Genomic DNA, 15,687 nt, shown 5'->3' on the forward strand with positions numbered 1-15,687 from the left:
CTCATGCCAGCTCCGCCGCGGCTTCGGCGGCGCCGACGCTGAGGTTGTTGACCGAATCCGGGCTGATCTCGTCCACAACCGTCGTCTCGGCGTCGCTGGACAGGCCCAGTTCGGCGAGGATGTCGGCGGTGTCGGCGCCCAGTTCGGGAGCGTAGCCCCGGACGTGGCCGGGCGTGCGCGAGAACCACGTCGGCACACCGGGAAAGCGCACCTTGCCGTGCGGGGTGTCGATGGTCTCGAACATCCCGGCGGCGTTGAGCTGCGGCGAATCGAACAGCGAGTCGAGGGTGTTGATCGGCGTGGCGGGGATCTCCAGTTCCGCGAACAGCGCGAGCCACTCGGCGGTGGTGCGCTCCCGCATCGTCTGGGCCACCAGCCCGTACACGACGTCGATCTGTTTGGCCCGCATCTGCAGCGTGGCGTATTCGTCGGAGTTCCACGACGGTCGCACCGCGTCGGTGAATGCCCGCCAGTGCTTGTCGTTGTAGATCAGCGCGGCGATGTGGCCGTCCTTCGTCTCGTACGGACGCCGGTTCGGCGCGACCGTCCGCGGATAGACGGCCGGCCCGAGCGGCGGGTCGAACATGGCGCCGTTCGCGTGCTCGACGAGCATGAACGACGCCATGGTCTCGAACATGCTGACCTCGACCTCCTGTCCCTCGCCGGTGCGTTCGCGGTGGAACAGCGCCATCATGGTCGCGTACAGCGCGGTGAGGCCGGTGACCTTGTCGGCCATGATCGTCGCGACGTAGGTGGCGTCGCCGGTGAGTTGCTTCTGCACCGCGGGCAGACCGCACTCGGCCTGGATGGTGTCGTCGTAGGCGGGCCGGTCGGCATCCGGGCCGCGTCTGCTGTAGCCGTAGCAGTTGGTGTAGATGATCCGCGGGTTGATGGCCGCGACCGACTCGTAGTCGAATCCGAGCTTGGCGATCGCCTTCGCCCGCATCGAATGGACGAACACGTCGGCCGTCTCGATGAGTGCGCGCAGTGCCGCAATCCCGTGGTCGGACCGCAGATCGAGGACGACGCTGCGCTTTCCGCGGTTGACGTTGACGAACACGCCGTTCATCCCCGGCGACGGACCGGGTGCGACGAAGCGGGTGATGTCCCCCTCGGGCGGCTCGACCTTGATGACGTCGGCGCCCATGTCAGCCATGATCTGCGTGCAGTACGGCCCCATCACCACCGCGGTGAGGTCGACGACCCGGATCCCGGCGAGCGGGCCGGCGGAGCTAGCCATGGACGGCCCCCTGCTGCTGGACAGCCATCGCGAAGCTGTACCGGATGTGGTCGGTGTGCCCGTCGGGCACCGGCGGGAACACCACCGGCTGCGAGAGGTCGCGGATCCCGTCGAGCTGAGCCTCGACGTCCTCGACCGACCACGACGGCCGGTACACCCCCGGGCTCTCGGCAATCGCGGCGCGGGCGATGCGACCGGCCAGCGCGATGTAGATCTCGCCGGTGACAGAACAGCTTTCGTGCGCGAGCCAGCCGACCGCGGGCGCCACCAGTTCGGGTCCCATCGGCGGGTAGGCCGACGTATCGATGCCCTCGGCCATCCGGGTGACGGCGGCGGGCACGATCACGTTGCTCGTCACGCCGTGCGCCGCGCCCTCGATCGCCGCGACGTTCGACAGCCCGATCACGCCCGCCTTGGCGACCGCGTAGTTGACCACGTCGTGGTTGCCGTAGAGCCCGCCGATCGAGGAGGTGAGCACGATGCGCCCGTAACCGGCGTCGCACATCACCGGAAACGCCTCGCGGACAACGTGGAATGCGCCGCGAAGGTGTACGTCGACGACGGCCTCGAAGTCAGCGTAGCTGATGTCGCGCAGCGAGCCGCGCCGCACATTGCCCGCGTTGTGCACGACCACGTCGAGGCGGCCGAACGCGTCGAGCGCGGCACCGACGATGGCCCGCCCGCCCTCGGGGGTGGTGACCGAATCGGCATTGGCGACGGCCTGCCCGCCTGCGGCGACGATCTCGCGCACCACGTCGTGGGCGGGGCCGCCGTCACCACCCTCACCGGTGAGGCTGCCGCCCAGGTCGTTGACCACGACCTTCGCCCCGCGGGAGGCCAGCAGCAGCGCGTAGGCCCGCCCGAGGCCGCGGCCCCCGCCGGTGACCACGGCCACCCGGCCGTCGAATCTCAGGTCACCCATGTCAGGCGAACGACTCCTCACCGGCCAGCTTGGTGCGCTGCAGCAGCCGTCCCGACGCCGGGTCGTACGGCGTCGCGCGGTGCATGGTGCCGGTGTTGTCCCAGATCACCAGGTCGCCGACCGACCACTTGTGTCGGTAGACGAACTGCGGCTGGGTGGCCCACTCCCGCAGCCGGACAAGCAGTTCGATGCTCTTGCCGCGGTCCATTCCCACGACGTGGCCGGCCGTGCAGCCCAGCACCAGCGACTTGCGACCCGAGCGGTGCCGCCACACCAGCGGCAGCTCCCGCTCGCCGATCGACATCATCTGCTGCAGCATCTCGAGCGACGGCTCGGGCTCGTAGTAGAGCAGCGTCGTCCAGGTGGAGTGGACCACCCGGAGTTCCTCGAGCGCCGCCTTGTCCTCGTCGGACAGGTCGTCGTAGGCGGCGTAGGTGTTGCAGAACTCGGTGTCACCCTCGCCCTCGTTGCCGAGCGCCTTGCTCGACAGCAGCGAGGCCAGGATCGGCACCTCGTTCATCGTGCCGTCGAGGTGCCAGTACAGCGACCCCTTCAGATAGTCGGCCTGCTTGTTGACGGTCTTGTCGAGCGTGACGTTGTAGAGCTTCTCGCCCTTGCGCTCGGTGGCCAGCGTGCCGAGCGTCTCGGTGAACGCCACCTGTTCGTCGTCGGTGAAGCCGATCTGCGGGAACACCAGCACGCCGCGCTGTTCGAGCAGGTCGCGCAGCGTGGCGGCGTGGTCGCCGGAGAGCAGTGTCGCCTTGTCGGCGCGGATCTCGGTCCCGATACGCGGGTTGATCTCCCGGGCGTCGAGAGCGGCTTCATCCCCCGTAGCTGCGCTTGCCCCCGTTGTCGCAGCGGTCATGTGCTCAGCTCCAGACCCTCGAGATCACCCTTGCCGCGCCACTCCGCGATCAGTTCGTCGAACGCGTAGAACCCGGGCGAGTAGAAGTCACCGAGGAACGACCCGTTGCGTTCCGCGCCGCCTCGCCCCTCGTTGTTGTAGTAGCCGGGCGTGCAGGACAATTCGAACGCGGAGTTGTCGATCGACAACTCGCGGACCGTCTGCACCCAGCCGTCCTGCGCCTCCTGGGTCGGCTCGACTCTGGTGGCACCCCTGTTCTGCGCCTCGGCGATGATGTAGGCGATGTGCTGGGCCTGCTGTTCGAACATCGCCGTGGTGTTCGCCGAAACGCCGCCCTGGATGAAGCCCATGAAGAACTGGTTCGGGAAGCCGCGGCTGGTCATGCCGTGCAGTGTCTTGTAGTCGTTCTGCCAGTAGTCGAACAGCGACAGCCCGTCGCGGCCGACGATGCTGTCGATCGCGAACCGGCGGCTGATCTCGGTGGAGATCTCGAAGCCACTCGCGAAGATCACGCAGTCCACCTCGTACTCGACGCCGTTGGCGACGATCCCCTTCTCGGTCAGCTTCTCCACGCCCTTGGACTCCGACACGTCGACGAGCGTCACGTTCGGGCGGTTGAACGAGGCGAGATAGTGCTCACTGGAAGACGGCCGCTTGCACATGAAGCGGTAGTACGGCTTGAGCGACTCGGCGGTGGCGGGATCCTCGACGATCGCGTCGACGCGGCGACGCAACCGCTCCATGATCTTGTAGTCCTCCTCCTCCCGGAACGCCATGATCTGCTCGATGGTGACCGAGGCGGGGTCGTCCAGGCCGGCGATCCGGGCGGTCAGGTTGCGCCCGAGCTCGGTCCAGAAGTCGCAGATCAGATCGGGTTCGCCGAACACCACACCGACGAACGGTGACCAGTTGTGGAAGTTGCGCTTGCGCGCTTCCTGCCACCCCGGTTCGAGGGAGGCGGCCCAGGCGGGATCGGTGGACGGGTTGGAACGCTCGTCGACCGAGGACGGCGTGCGCTGGAAGACGAACAGCTCCTGCGCATCGCGACTGAGGTGCGGCACCAGCTGGATGCCGGTCGCCCCGGTGCCGACGAGCGCGACACGCTTGTCCGCCAGCTTGTCCAACCCGCCGTCGGCGTTCCCGCCGGTGTAGTCGTAATCCCAACGGGCGGAGTGGAACACGTGTCCGGTGAAGTCCTTGATGCCGGGGATGCCGGGGAACTTCGGGCGGTTGTAGGAGCCCTGGGCCATGACCACGAACCGGGCGCGGATGTCGTCACCACGGTCGGTGCTGATCTGCCAACGCTGCGATTCTTCGTCCCAGCTCAGCTCGCGCACCTGGGTGGAGAACAGGGCTCCGTCGTACAGCCCGAAGTGCTTTCCGATGTTGCGGCAGTGCTGGAAGATCTCGGCTCCGTCGGCGAACTTCTTCGACGGCATGAAATCGAGTTCTTCGAGCAGCGGGACGTAGCAGTACGCGTCGTTGTCGCACTGGATGCCGGGGAATCGGTTCCAGTACCAGACGCCACCGAAGTCGCCTGCCATCTCGATGACCCGGATGCCGTCGACGCCGGCCTTCTTCAGATACGCACCCGCCAACAGCCCGGCGATCCCGCCACCCAGGACGACGACGTCGACATCCTCGGTGATCGCGTCCCGCTCGGTCACCGTGGTGTACGGGTCGATCTCGTAGAACCCGGCGTAGTCACCTTCGAGTTCCAGGTACTGATCGGCGCCTTCGGGCCGCAGCCGCTTGGCCCGCTCGGCGGCGTACCTCTCCCGTATCGCGGGGATGTCGATGTCGGTCGGGACGTCGGTGGGTCCGCAGGACTGCTCGGCGGTCGTCATGTCTCTCCTTCTTCCGTGATTTCGGCGTGATCTCGTTCGGTGAGCGATCGAAAGCGCGCCGAAATCGCTCCTAGAGTTCGTGGGGTTCGCCGGTGCCCATGTACTGCGACAGTTGGTGGTGCAGGTTGACCGTGCTGCGCTCGCGGTACGGGTTGGGCTTCGTGCCGGGGAAACCGGCCGACTTCATGCCCTGCTGCACCGCGGCCATGTTCGAGAAGTCCTGCGGCAGGACCGACAGCCAGTTCGGGTCGCCCACGGGCGTGTAGACCCAGTCGGTCTGCGGCTCTTCACCCTTCGGGTACAGCTCGAAGACGGCGACCTCGAAGATGCACTTGTCCGGGTGGTAGCTGGGATCCGGCCGGGCGCTGTAGCACAGGGCACTGGTGAGGCCCTGGCCGATCTGGAAGTTCGGGAACAGCTGCCACGCGGTGCCGCTCTGGCCGAGGATGTCGGGCGGGATCACCGGCCAGATGACGCCTCGCGCCTCGTCGTCCCGGCGCGCGGAGGCCAGCCAGTGCTGGAGCACCTTGTCGGCAGGAGTGCCCTCGGGGAGTTCGTCGACCAGCCGCTTGGCGGCGTTGACCAGTGTCTCGGTGGTGGTCGCGTTGGTCTGCTCCCAGGTGTACATCTGCATCTCGGCAGTGGACACGCGCGGGTCGTCGCCCGTGCCGAGCCGGATCTTGGACTTGGTCTCGTCCATACCTTTCGGCGCGTCGTAGCCGATGTTGCTGTGCCGGCCCTGTGCCTTGGCCCAACCCTTGAACTCGCCGAACTTGTTGAACTCCGGGTGCGTGGTGAACACGTGGTAGGTCTCGTTGAAGGCCTCCATCGCGACTTTCCAGTTGCAGTCGAAGTACAGCCATTTGCGCCACTTGTAGCGCATGTTCTCCAGGCCGAACGGGTCGAGGATCTTCGCCGCAGGGAACAGGTAGTCGGCCAGCGGTTCGCAATCGGGGTCCATGTTGACGAACAGCCAACCGCCCCAGGTGTCGACCTGCACCGGCGCCAGGTGGGTGTTGCGCGGGTTCAGCGCGCCCTTCCAGTCGTCCTGCTCCCTGATGTGGGTGCAGGTGCCGTCCAATCCGTATGTCCAGCCGTGGAATCCGCAGACGAACGACTTGCGCGCACGGCCCACTGCATTCTTCGCGCCTTCCGGCCGGTCGACGAGCTTGCGGCCGCGGTGCATGCAGACGTTGTGGTGCGCCGCGAACTCGTTGTCACCGGTGCGGACCACGATGATCGAGTCGTCGAGGATGTCGTAGGTGAGGTAGCTGCCCACCTCGGGGATCTCCTCGACCCGGCCGACCTGCTGCCAGACCCTGCGCCACAGCCTGTCCCGCTCGGCGCGGGCGTACTCCTCGGAGATATAGGCCTCGACCGGGATGGTCATCGGCTCCGAGAGTTCCTCTGCCGGAGCCGGTTCCGGGACGGTCTTCTCCGTGTCGGCCTTCATGTCGGTCATCTACATCCCCTTCATAGCCGGCTGATGGTGCTGCGGAAGGATTCGTCTTTCAGGAACAGTGAGGTGTTGTCGGCGGCGAGGTGGCTCCACTTGAGGTCGAGGCCGCCGTCGACCAGCAGCGTCTGGCCGGTGACGTAGCCGGACAGGTCGGAGAGCAGGAACAGGATGGCGCCGGCCTGCTCGCGCGGTGTGCCGCGGCGGCCCATCGCGATGGCCTGGCGGTCGCGCTCGGGGTCGGCGTCGACGTAGGTAGCCGACGCCGCAGTCTCCGTGACGCCGGGGGCGACGGCGTTCACGCGGATGCCGTCGAGCGCGAGTTCGACGGCCATCGTCCTCGTCATCGCCACCACCGCCGCCTTGGCGGTGCCGTAGGCGATGTGGAACGGCGCGGTGTTCATCCCGCTGATCGACGACACCGACACGATCGAGCCCGGGCTGCCTTCCGACCGCAGTTCGACCGCGACCGCCTGGCTCATGAAGAACGCCGTCTCGAGGTTCGCGGCGAACAACGCCCGCCAGTCGTCACGGGTGACGCGGGTCGAGGGCATCCAGGTCGACGGCGCCGCCCCCCCGGCGATGTTCACCAGACCGTGCAGCCGGGCACCGGTGCGGCCGGCCGTGCTGCGCACCGCGTCGAGCACCGCCGCGATGCCCTCGTCGGTCGACGCGTCGGCCGCCACGGTGACCACCGGCAGGCCCTTGTCGGCGAGCGGGCCGACATGCTGGTCGAGGTTGTCCTGCCTGCGGCTGACGGCGACGACCGTGGCACCCGCCGCGGCGGCCAGCTCGGTGACGGTGGTGCCGATACCGCCGCCACCGGCCCCCGACACGACCACGATGCGGCCGTCGAGGTTGAGGAGGTCATCCATGCCCGACGCCTATTTGTCCGGACAAACAATGGTGCTCTGCATATTGCAGAACACTATTCCGCAGGGGTTATCCGGCCGTCAAGGGACCCCGGTCCTTCCGTCGTCGCTATTGTCTGGACTAAGCCCGCTTGCTAACGTCCGGGTCCATGACTCCGCCATCCACTGCGGCGCCGACGCCGTCGGCCAGGTACACCGCCGCGAATCCGACCGTCACCGACGGCTGGCGGCTGACGCGCCTCACCCCGCCCAGCCGGCTGTTCGGCGCCAACGGCCTGCGCACCGGCCCGGACGGGCGGATGTACATCGCGCAGGTGACCGGCAGCCAGATCAGCGCCCTGGACCTCGCGACCGGGGCGATGGAGACGATCAGCGCGAAGGGCAGCGACATCGTCGCCCCCGACGACCTGGCCTTCGACGCCGACGGCAACCTGTACGCCACGGAGTACATGGACGGCCGGGTGAGCGTGCGCGACACCGCGGGCCGGTCCCGGGTGCTGCGCGACGACGTGCCCGCCGCCAACGGCATCACCACCCACCGGGGCCGGCTCTTCGTCAACGAGTGCCGCGACGGCGGACGGCTGCTGGAACTCGACCTCGCCGGCGGCGAACCCCGCGTCCTGGCGGACAACCTGCCCTCGCCCAACGCGATGGAGGTCGGCCCCGACGGACTGCTGTACTTCCCCGTCATGACGGCCAACGAGATCTGGCGGATCGACCTCGACGGCGGTGAACCCCAGCGCGTCGCCGCCGACCTCGGCGTGCCCGACTCGGTGAAGTTCGACGCCGACGGGTTCATCGTGTCCACCCAGGTGGCCTCCGGCCAGGTGCTGCGCATTGATCCCCGCTCCGGCGCCCAGACCGTGCTCGCCCAGCTCAATCCGGGCCTCGACAACCTGACCATCGTCGACGGCCGGTTGTTCGCCTCCAACTTCACCGGTGAGATCGCCGAGGTGCTCGGCGGCGGCGAGACCCGCACGCTGCTGCCCGGTGGCCTGAACTGGCCGCACGACCTCGCGGTGGGCGCCGACGGCAGGCTGCACATCGCCGACGGCACCTACTTCTATGCGCTGCAACCCGACGGGTCGCTCGAAGCAGTCGCGATGTTGTTCACCCCCGGCTACCCCGGATACATGCGCGGCCTGACCAGCACCGCCGACGGCGACTTCCTCTGCACGACCTCCCTCGGGCAGGTCGGCCGGTACCGCCCCGGTGGCGAGACCGATTACCTGGCAACGGGTTTCGATCAGCTGTACGGCATCGCCGTCGGATTCGACGGCTCGATCGTGTTCGCCGAGCTGGGTGCCGGACGGGTGCACTCGCTGCGCGAGGGCGCAGGCACGGTGCTGGCCGACGGGCTCGCCGAGCCGACCGGGGTGGCCATCGGCATCGACGGCGCCCCGCTGGTCGCCGAGTCCGCCGCCGGCCGGGTGGTCCGGCTGACCGGGTCCGGCGCCGAGACCGTCGTCGACGGACTGCAGACGCCGCAGGGCATCGCCGTCGAGGGCGGTTCACTGTTCGTCGTCGACGCCGGCGCCAAGGAGGTCATCGCCGTCGACCTCACCACCGGCGCGCGCAGCGTCATCGCGTCCGGCCTGCCGATCGGTGCGCCGCCCGGCGTGACGCCCAAGCCGCTGCTGGGGATCCAGCCGTTCTCGGGTCCGCAGGGGCCGTTCGCCGGCATCACCGGCGGCGCCGACGGCACCCTGTTCGTGGCGGCCGACGGCGACGGCAGCGTGCTGGCGTTGCGCCGCGCATGACAATCACGACCGAGCACCGCTACCTGCAGGTGGCGCGGGCGCTGCGGAAGGAGATCGTCGACGGGGTGTACCCGGTGGGCTCGCAGCTGCCCACCGAACACGAACTCTGCGAACGGTTCGCGGTGAGCCGCTACACCGTGCGCGAGGCGCTGCGCCGGTTGCGCGAAGACAACCTGGTCACCTCGCGGCCACGCGCAGGCACCCTGGTGGTGCCGCGCCCCGAGGCGAGTTCCTATGCCCAGGATGTGATGTCGATCAACGACCTGCTCGCGTTCGCCGCGGGCGCGCAGTTCGCCGTCGAGTCGACCACGATGGTGACCATCGACGCCGGCCTCGCCGAACGCACCGGCCTGGACCTCGGATCGCAGTGGCTCGCGGTCCGCGGGTACCGCCAGGCCGACGGCACCGCCGCGCCGATCTGCCGCACCGAGTACTACATCAACCGGACGTTCGCCGCGGTGGGTCGCCTGCTGGCACGCCACTCCGGGCCGATCTTCCCGCTGATCGAGGACCTGTTCGGGGTGAGCATCGTCGAGGTGCACCAGGAAATCGCCGCCGTGGTGCTGACCGGGGAACTCGCCGACCGGTTGCACGTCGCGGCAGGCAGCGCCGCGCTGGAGATGCAGCGCACGTACACCACCTCCGACGGCGAGATCGCCCAGGTCACCGTGAACACCCACCCGTCGGCCCGGTTCCGGCACGCGATGACGATGCGCCGGGTCAAGGGCCTGGTCGAGCCGTGAGGGTCGCCGTCGACGAGCGGCGCGCGGCCGACGCCTACGACCGCGGCCTGTGGGTGCGCACCACGCTCGCCGACGCGTTGCGCGCCGCCGCCCGTGACACCCCGGACCGGGTGGTGCTGGTGGACGGCGACATCGCGATGGACTGCGCGGCGCTGCACACGCAGGCGTCGAAACTGGCCCACGCCATGGCCGCCCGGATGCCTGCGGGCAGCGTGGTGTCGTTCACGCTGCCCAACTGGCACGAGGCGGCGGTGGTCTACCTCGCCGCGACGCTGGCCGGCATGGTGGTCAATCCGATCCTGCCCTCGCTCCGCGACCACGAACTGCAGTTCATCCTCGGCGACGCGGACACCCGGATGATGTTCGTGCCGCAGCGGTTCGGCACCCACGACTACGCCGCCATGCTCACCCGGGTCACCGCCGCCATGGCCGACCCGCCCGAGGTGGTGGTGCTGCGCGGCGACCCCGGCCCGCACACCGCGTACGCCTCAGTGTTCGGCTCGCCGCCGGTGGACCTGGCGGACCCGGACCCCGACGACGTGCGCATGATCATGTACACCTCAGGCACCACCGGCCGCCCCAAAGGCGTCCTGCACAGCCACAACTCGATCCATGCGCTGATCCGTCAGATCGGTGAGCACTGGCTGGTGGAGCCCGGTGACCGCTTCCTGGTGCCCTCCCCGATCGCCCACATCGGCGGCTCGATCTACGCGTTCGAATCCCCGCTGCTGCTCGGCACCACCGCAGTGCTGATGGAGCGATGGGACCCCGCGGCCGCCGTCGCACTGATGACGGAACAGCGCTGCACCCACATGGCGGGCGCGACGCCGTTCCTCGAAGGGCTGCTGGCCGCGGCCGACAGGGCCGGCACCCGGCTCCCCGACCTCAAGGTGTTCATCTGCGGCGGCGCCTCGGTGTCACCGTCGTTGATCCGCCGCGCCACAGCCGGTTTCGAGCGGGCGGTGGTGACCCGGGTGTACGGCTCGACCGAGGTGCCCGTGACCACTGTCGGGGTGCCCGACGCCCGCGACGTCGACCACGCGGCCGACACCGACGGCCGGGCGGGCATCGCCGACATCCGGCTCGCCGACCACGCCGCCGCGCCCGAGGGGTCCGGTGAGATCAACGCCCGCGGGCCCCAGATGCTGGTCGGCTACCTGCATCCCGAAGATGCGGCCGGCTGCTTCGACGCCGACGGCTACTTCGCGACCGGTGACCTGGGCGCCTGGGTGGACGACGACTATCTCGTCGTGACCGGGCGCGCCAAGGACATCGTCATCCGCAACGGCGAGAACATCTCGCCCAAAGAGGTCGAGGACCTGCTCGCCGGCCACCCCGGTATCGCCGAGGTGGCGGTCGTCGGCCTGCCCGACGCCCGGACCGGTGAACGGGCGTGCGCGGTGATCGTGGCGGCCGGTCAGGACGCCCCCGACGTCGAGAGCCTGCGGGACTTCCTGCTGGGCCGCGGCGTCGCCAAGTTCAAGGTGCCCGAGCAGGTGGCGATCTGGGATGCGCTACCCAAGAACGACGCAGGCAAGGTGTTGAAGCATCGGATCCGCGCGGCACTGGACGCCGCCGAAGTCAGGTAGGTAGCTATGCAAGAGGACGCCGGACGCAAGGTGGCCATCGTCACGGGCGCCAGCAGTGGCATCGGATTCGGTTGTGCGACAGCGCTCGCCGAGGCCGGGACGGCGGTGCTGGGCACCGGCCGCGACCCCGAGCGGCTGGCCGAACTCGAACAGGCGATCGGCGACCCCGACCTGGTCGCCACCCTGGCCGTGGACCTCACCGCCGACGACGGACCGAAGCGGATCGTCGACGCCGCGGTGCAGCGGTGGGGCCGGATCGACTACCTGATCAACAACGCCGGCGTGGGCAGCCCGAAGCCGTTGCACGAGACCGACGACGAGAGCCTGGACTACTTCCTGGGTCTGATGCTGCGGGCGCCGTTCCGGCTGGCCCGCGACGTCATCCCGCACATGCGGTCCGGGTCGGCGATCATCAACGTCACCTCGACCTTCGCGGTGGTCGGCGGCCTGCGCGGCGGCGCGTACTCGGCGGCCAAGGGCGGACTGACCTCGCTGACCACGCACATCGCCTGCCAGTACGGGCCGCAGGGCATCCGGTGCAACGCGGTGGCGCCCGGGGTGACGCTCACCCCGATGGTGGCGCACCGGCTCGAAGACGAGCGGTTCCGCAAGATCAACACCGAGATGACGCCGTATCCGCGGCTGGGCACGGTGGCCGACCTGGCGTCCACGGTGGTGTTCCTGTGTTCCGAGGGTGGCAGTTTCATCAACGGCCAGACGATCGTCGTCGACGGTGGGTGGAGTTCGACGAAGTACCTGTCGGACTTCGCGTTGTCCTCTGAATGGGTGCCGCGTTGAGGCGGGTCCGCGCATGACCAACCTGTTCACCATGCTCGACCAGGCCGCATCGCGCTTCGGTGACCGCGGCGCCGTGTACCTCGGCGAGCAGCAGATGTGGACCTGGGCGGAACTGCGCGACCGTGCGCTGCGACTGGCCGCGTCACTGCGCGCACTCGGTCCCGGCGCCCGCATCGCGGTCGCCAGCGAGAACCGCCCGGAGATCGTGGAACTCATGTTCGCCGCGTGGGCCGCCGAGAGTGTCGTGGTGCCGATCAACTTCAAGCTGCACCCGTTGGAGACGACCCAGATCCTCGACGACGCTGACGTCGCACAGGTTTTCGCATCGCCGAAGATCGCGGCGGCTTTGGCGGGCACAACCGACCGGCCAATCGAGGTGATCGCCGGCGACGAGTACGCCGCCCGGCTGCGCACCGCTCCCGGCGACGTCCCGACCGACACCGACCCCGAAACGCTGGCGTGGCTGTTCTACACCAGCGGCACCACCGGCCGGTCCAAGGGCGCAATGCTCTCGCACCGCAACCTGACCGCCATGACGGTGTCCCACCTCGCCGACTTCGACTCCCCCGACCACGAATCCGCGCTGGTGCACGGCGCACCGATGTCACACGGCTCGGGGCTCTACATCGCGCCGTACGTGCTGCGCGGCGCCCGCCAGGTGGTGCCGGTGTCCGCGGCGTTCGAGCCGGACGAGTTCCTCGATCTCTGCGAGCACCATCCCGGCTGCAGTGCCTTCCTGGCGCCGACGATGGTGCAGCGCCTGGTGCAGACCGGGCGGCCGCGGCCGGCCAACCTGCGCACCGTGGTCTACGGCGGCGGCCCGATGTACGTCGACAGCCTGAAGAAGGCGATGGCGGCGTTCGGGCCGATCTTCACCCAGCTCTACGGGCAGGGCGAGGCGCCGATGACGATCACGGGCCTGCGCCAGCGCGATCATCTTCGCGCCGGAGTTCCAGCCGACGACGCGGTGCTCGGATCGGTGGGCTACGCCCGCTCGGGGGTGAGCGTCGCGGTGCTCCGGGAGGACGGCACCCCGGCGGGCGTCGACGAGATCGGCGAGATCGTCTGCCGCGGCGACGTGGTGATGTCGGGGTACTGGCGCAACCCGGCGGCCACGGCGGCGACGCTGCAGCGGGGCTGGCTGCACACCGGCGACATGGGGTCGTTCGACCATCGCGGCTTCCTGACCCTGCGCGACCGGTCCAAGGACGTGGTGATCAGCGGCGGCAGCAACATCTACCCGCGGGAGGTCGAGGAGGTGCTCATCGAGCACCCCGGCGTCACCGAGGCGTGCGTGGTCGGTGCGCCCGACCCCGAGTGGGGCGAGGTGGTGGTGGCGTTCATCGTGGGCACGGCGGACGCGTCGGAATTGGACGCGCACCTGCTCGAGCGGATCGCCCGGTTCAAGCGGCCCAAGCGCTACGAGTTCGTCGACGAACTGCCGAAGAACAGTTACGGCAAGGTGCTCAAGCGGGAGTTGCGCGCGCAGCTGGCGTGAAGCTCAGCGCCCGACACGTCGCCGAACGTGCGGCCAGTGCGGAAATCGGTCCCGAATTTCGCACCCACCGCACGTTCGGCAATCCGGGCGATCGGGTATGCCGCCATGATGCGCATCGTCGTCGCGGGTGGCCACGGAAAGATCGCCCTGCTGCTGGAGGAGCTGCTGTCCGAGCGCGGCGATTCTGTCGCCGGGCTGATCCGCAACCCGGATCACGCCGCCGACCTGGAGGCCGCCGGCGCCGAGGCGATCGTGCTGGATCTGGAGAAGGCCACCCTCGACGAGGTCACCGCCCACCTACGGGGCGCCGATGCGGTGGTGTTCGCCGCGGGCGCCGGCCCCGGCAGCGGTGCGGCGCGCAAGGAGACCGTCGACCGCGACGCCGCGATCCTGCTGGCCGACGCCGCCGAGGCGGCGGGCGTGCGCCGTTACCTGATGGTCTCGGCCATGGGGGCGAACCCCGCAGCGGCCGACGACGCCGCCGACGACGAGGTGTTCGTCGCGTACCTGCGCGCCAAGGGCGCCGCCGATGATTACCTTGCGGCGAAGCGGGGATTCGACACGACGATCGTGCGGCCGGGGATGCTGACCGACGACCCGGGCACCGGCCGGGTGCAGATCGCCGAATCCACCGGGCGCGGCAGCATCCCGCGCGCCGACGTCGCGGCGGTGCTCGTCGCGGCGCTCGACACCGGTGGCAGCAGGACCTTCGAGCTGATCTCCGGCGACACCCCGATCGACGAGGCGCTGGCTTAGCGCGCGGTCGCGCCCGCCTCGCCGCGGATGAACGCGTCGACGCCTGCGCGTTCCTTCGGACCCCAGGTCTCCCTGGTGGCCAGCACACCGCCGAGTCCGACCAGTCCGACGGTGACGTAGAACAGCGCAGGTCCGATCCAGCCGAGCCCGTCGGCGAGCAGCACCGCGAGGAACGGGGCGAAGCCCGCGATGGACGCCGCTGTCTGGTAGCCGATCGACGCGCCGGACGTCCGCCTGTTGGTGGCGAACAGTTCGGCGAACCACGCGGCCTGCGTCCCCGTCAGCACGGCGTGGATGAGGCCGATGCCGATGATGAACACCACCGCGATCAGGAACGGCTGACCGGTGTTGGCCAGCAGGTACATCGGGATACCGAACGCGATCGCGAGCAGACACCCGACGAGGTAGACGCGTCGGCGGCCGATGCGGTCGGTGAGATTGCCGGCGAACAGCGTTGTGCCGACAGCGATCACGCTCGCGATCACGACGCCGGTCAGTGCCGGGGTGCGGTCGGCCGGGTCGCGCTGGGCGATGTAGCTCAGCAGGTACGTCGCGGTCAGGTAGTAGGCGCAGGATTCGACGACGCGCAGCGCGATGACGCGCAGGATGTTGCGCCAGTCCTCCTTGATCACCGTGAGGAACGGGTTGCGCACGACCTCACCGAGGGCCTTGGTGGCCACGAACTCCGGTGACTCGCTCAGCCGCATCCGCACGAACAATCCGACGGCGATCAGGATCGCACTGGCCAGGAACGGGATTCGCCACGCCCAGTCGCTGTCGAGGGAGGCGCTGGCCAGGAACGCGATGTTGGCCAGTGCGATCCCGAGCGGGTTACCCGCCTGCGGGATGGCCGCGAACCGGCCGCGGTGCCGCCACGGCGCGTGCTCGTAGGCCATCAGCACCGCGCCGCCCCACTCGGCGCCGAACGCCAGCCCCTGGATCATCCGGATCAGCACCAGCAGCACCGGAGCCAGCACGCCCACCTGGGCGTAGGTCGGCAGCAGTCCGATCAGCACCGTCGCGACGCCCATGATCAGCAGGGCGCCCACCAGGACCGGCTTGCGGCCGTACCGGTCGCCGAGGAAGCCGCCGACCGACCCGCCGATGGGCCGCATCAGGAAGCCGACGCCGAGGGTGGCGAAGGACAGCAGGGTGCCGGTCACGGGGTCGGATTCCGGGAAGAACACGTCGCCGAAGTACAGCGCCGATGCGGTGCCGTACGCGACGAAGTCGTAGTTCTCCACGCACGTGCCCGCGGCCGCGCCGAAGGCGGTCTTCACCTTTCCAGGTGAGCCGTGTTCGGCCTGCCTGCGGGTGGTCTCGATCTCGGTGGTCATTGCC

At 69.2% G+C, this 15,687-nt stretch carries 13 protein-coding genes; 6 read left to right on the top strand and 7 right to left on the bottom strand.

The window, feature by feature from the left end; translation table 11 throughout:
• Position 1: 1 nt before the first annotated feature.
• The 6 genes from H7I41_RS01575 to H7I41_RS01600 form a co-directional block, all read right to left on the bottom strand.
• Positions 2-1,240 (bottom strand): CaiB/BaiF CoA transferase family protein, encoded by a 1,239-nt coding sequence (locus H7I41_RS01575; protein WP_264010791.1) that lies wholly within the window; start codon positions 1,238-1,240, stop codon positions 2-4.
• Positions 1,233-2,162 (bottom strand): SDR family NAD(P)-dependent oxidoreductase, encoded by a 930-nt coding sequence (locus H7I41_RS01580; RefSeq protein ID WP_264010792.1) that lies wholly within the window; start codon positions 2,160-2,162, stop codon positions 1,233-1,235. The genes H7I41_RS01575 and H7I41_RS01580 overlap by 8 nt, the downstream gene beginning before the upstream one ends.
• Before the next feature lies 1 nt (position 2,163).
• Positions 2,164-3,027 carry a TauD/TfdA dioxygenase family protein gene (locus tag H7I41_RS01585; RefSeq protein ID WP_264010793.1) on the bottom strand — a complete coding sequence of 288 codons (864 nt, stop codon included), beginning with the start codon at positions 3,025-3,027 and terminating at the stop codon, positions 2,164-2,166.
• Positions 3,024-4,874, bottom strand: coding sequence for a flavin-containing monooxygenase (locus H7I41_RS01590; protein WP_264010794.1), 1,851 nt, complete (start codon positions 4,872-4,874; stop codon positions 3,024-3,026). Before H7I41_RS01590 ends, H7I41_RS01585 begins: the two co-directional genes overlap by 4 nt.
• 70 nt (positions 4,875-4,944) lie before the next feature.
• Positions 4,945-6,336: an aromatic ring-hydroxylating oxygenase subunit alpha gene (locus H7I41_RS01595; protein ID WP_264010795.1), complete on the bottom strand. Its 1,392-nt coding sequence runs from the start codon at positions 6,334-6,336 to the stop codon at positions 4,945-4,947.
• An 11-nt stretch (positions 6,337-6,347) separates the two neighbouring features.
• Positions 6,348-7,205 carry an SDR family NAD(P)-dependent oxidoreductase gene (locus tag H7I41_RS01600; RefSeq protein ID WP_264010796.1) on the bottom strand — a complete coding sequence of 286 codons (858 nt, stop codon included), beginning with the start codon at positions 7,203-7,205 and terminating at the stop codon, positions 6,348-6,350.
• Positions 7,206-7,351: 146 nt separating this feature from the next.
• Here H7I41_RS01600 and H7I41_RS01605 point away from each other — a divergent pair, with 146 nt between their 5' ends.
• The 6 genes from H7I41_RS01605 (at position 7,352) to H7I41_RS01630 (ending at position 14,346) form a co-directional block, all read left to right on the top strand.
• Entirely contained in the window at positions 7,352-8,962 is a 1,611-nt protein-coding gene (locus H7I41_RS01605; protein WP_264010797.1) for an SMP-30/gluconolactonase/LRE family protein, read from the top strand.
• A complete protein-coding gene (locus tag H7I41_RS01610; RefSeq protein ID WP_264010798.1) occupies positions 8,959-9,705 on the top strand; it encodes a GntR family transcriptional regulator in 747 nt (248 codons plus the stop codon). Before H7I41_RS01605 ends, H7I41_RS01610 begins: the two co-directional genes overlap by 4 nt.
• On the top strand, positions 9,702-11,294 hold the full coding sequence (locus H7I41_RS01615; protein ID WP_264010799.1) for an AMP-binding protein: 1,593 nt from the start codon (positions 9,702-9,704) through the stop codon (positions 11,292-11,294). Before H7I41_RS01610 ends, H7I41_RS01615 begins: the two co-directional genes overlap by 4 nt.
• 6 nt (positions 11,295-11,300) lie before the next feature.
• Complete coding sequence (locus tag H7I41_RS01620) at positions 11,301-12,092, top strand: SDR family NAD(P)-dependent oxidoreductase (protein ID WP_264010800.1); 792 nt, start codon at positions 11,301-11,303, stop codon at positions 12,090-12,092.
• A 13-nt stretch (positions 12,093-12,105) separates the two neighbouring features.
• Complete coding sequence (locus tag H7I41_RS01625; RefSeq protein WP_264010801.1) at positions 12,106-13,590, top strand: acyl-CoA synthetase; 1,485 nt, start codon at positions 12,106-12,108, stop codon at positions 13,588-13,590.
• Between the two features lie 108 nt (positions 13,591-13,698).
• Positions 13,699-14,346, top strand: a complete 648-nt coding sequence (locus H7I41_RS01630; RefSeq protein ID WP_264010823.1) for an NAD(P)H-binding protein — start codon at positions 13,699-13,701, stop codon at positions 14,344-14,346.
• On the opposite strand, the gene H7I41_RS01635 is transcribed toward H7I41_RS01630, so the two are convergent.
• Complete coding sequence (locus H7I41_RS01635) at positions 14,343-15,683, bottom strand: MFS transporter (protein ID WP_264010802.1); 1,341 nt, start codon at positions 15,681-15,683, stop codon at positions 14,343-14,345. The genes H7I41_RS01630 and H7I41_RS01635 overlap by 4 nt on opposite strands.
• Positions 15,684-15,687 lie beyond the last annotated feature (4 nt).

Source organism: [Mycobacterium] manitobense (assembly GCF_025821665.1).
Lineage (GTDB): Bacteria > Actinomycetota > Actinomycetes > Mycobacteriales > Mycobacteriaceae > Mycobacterium > Mycobacterium arseniciresistens.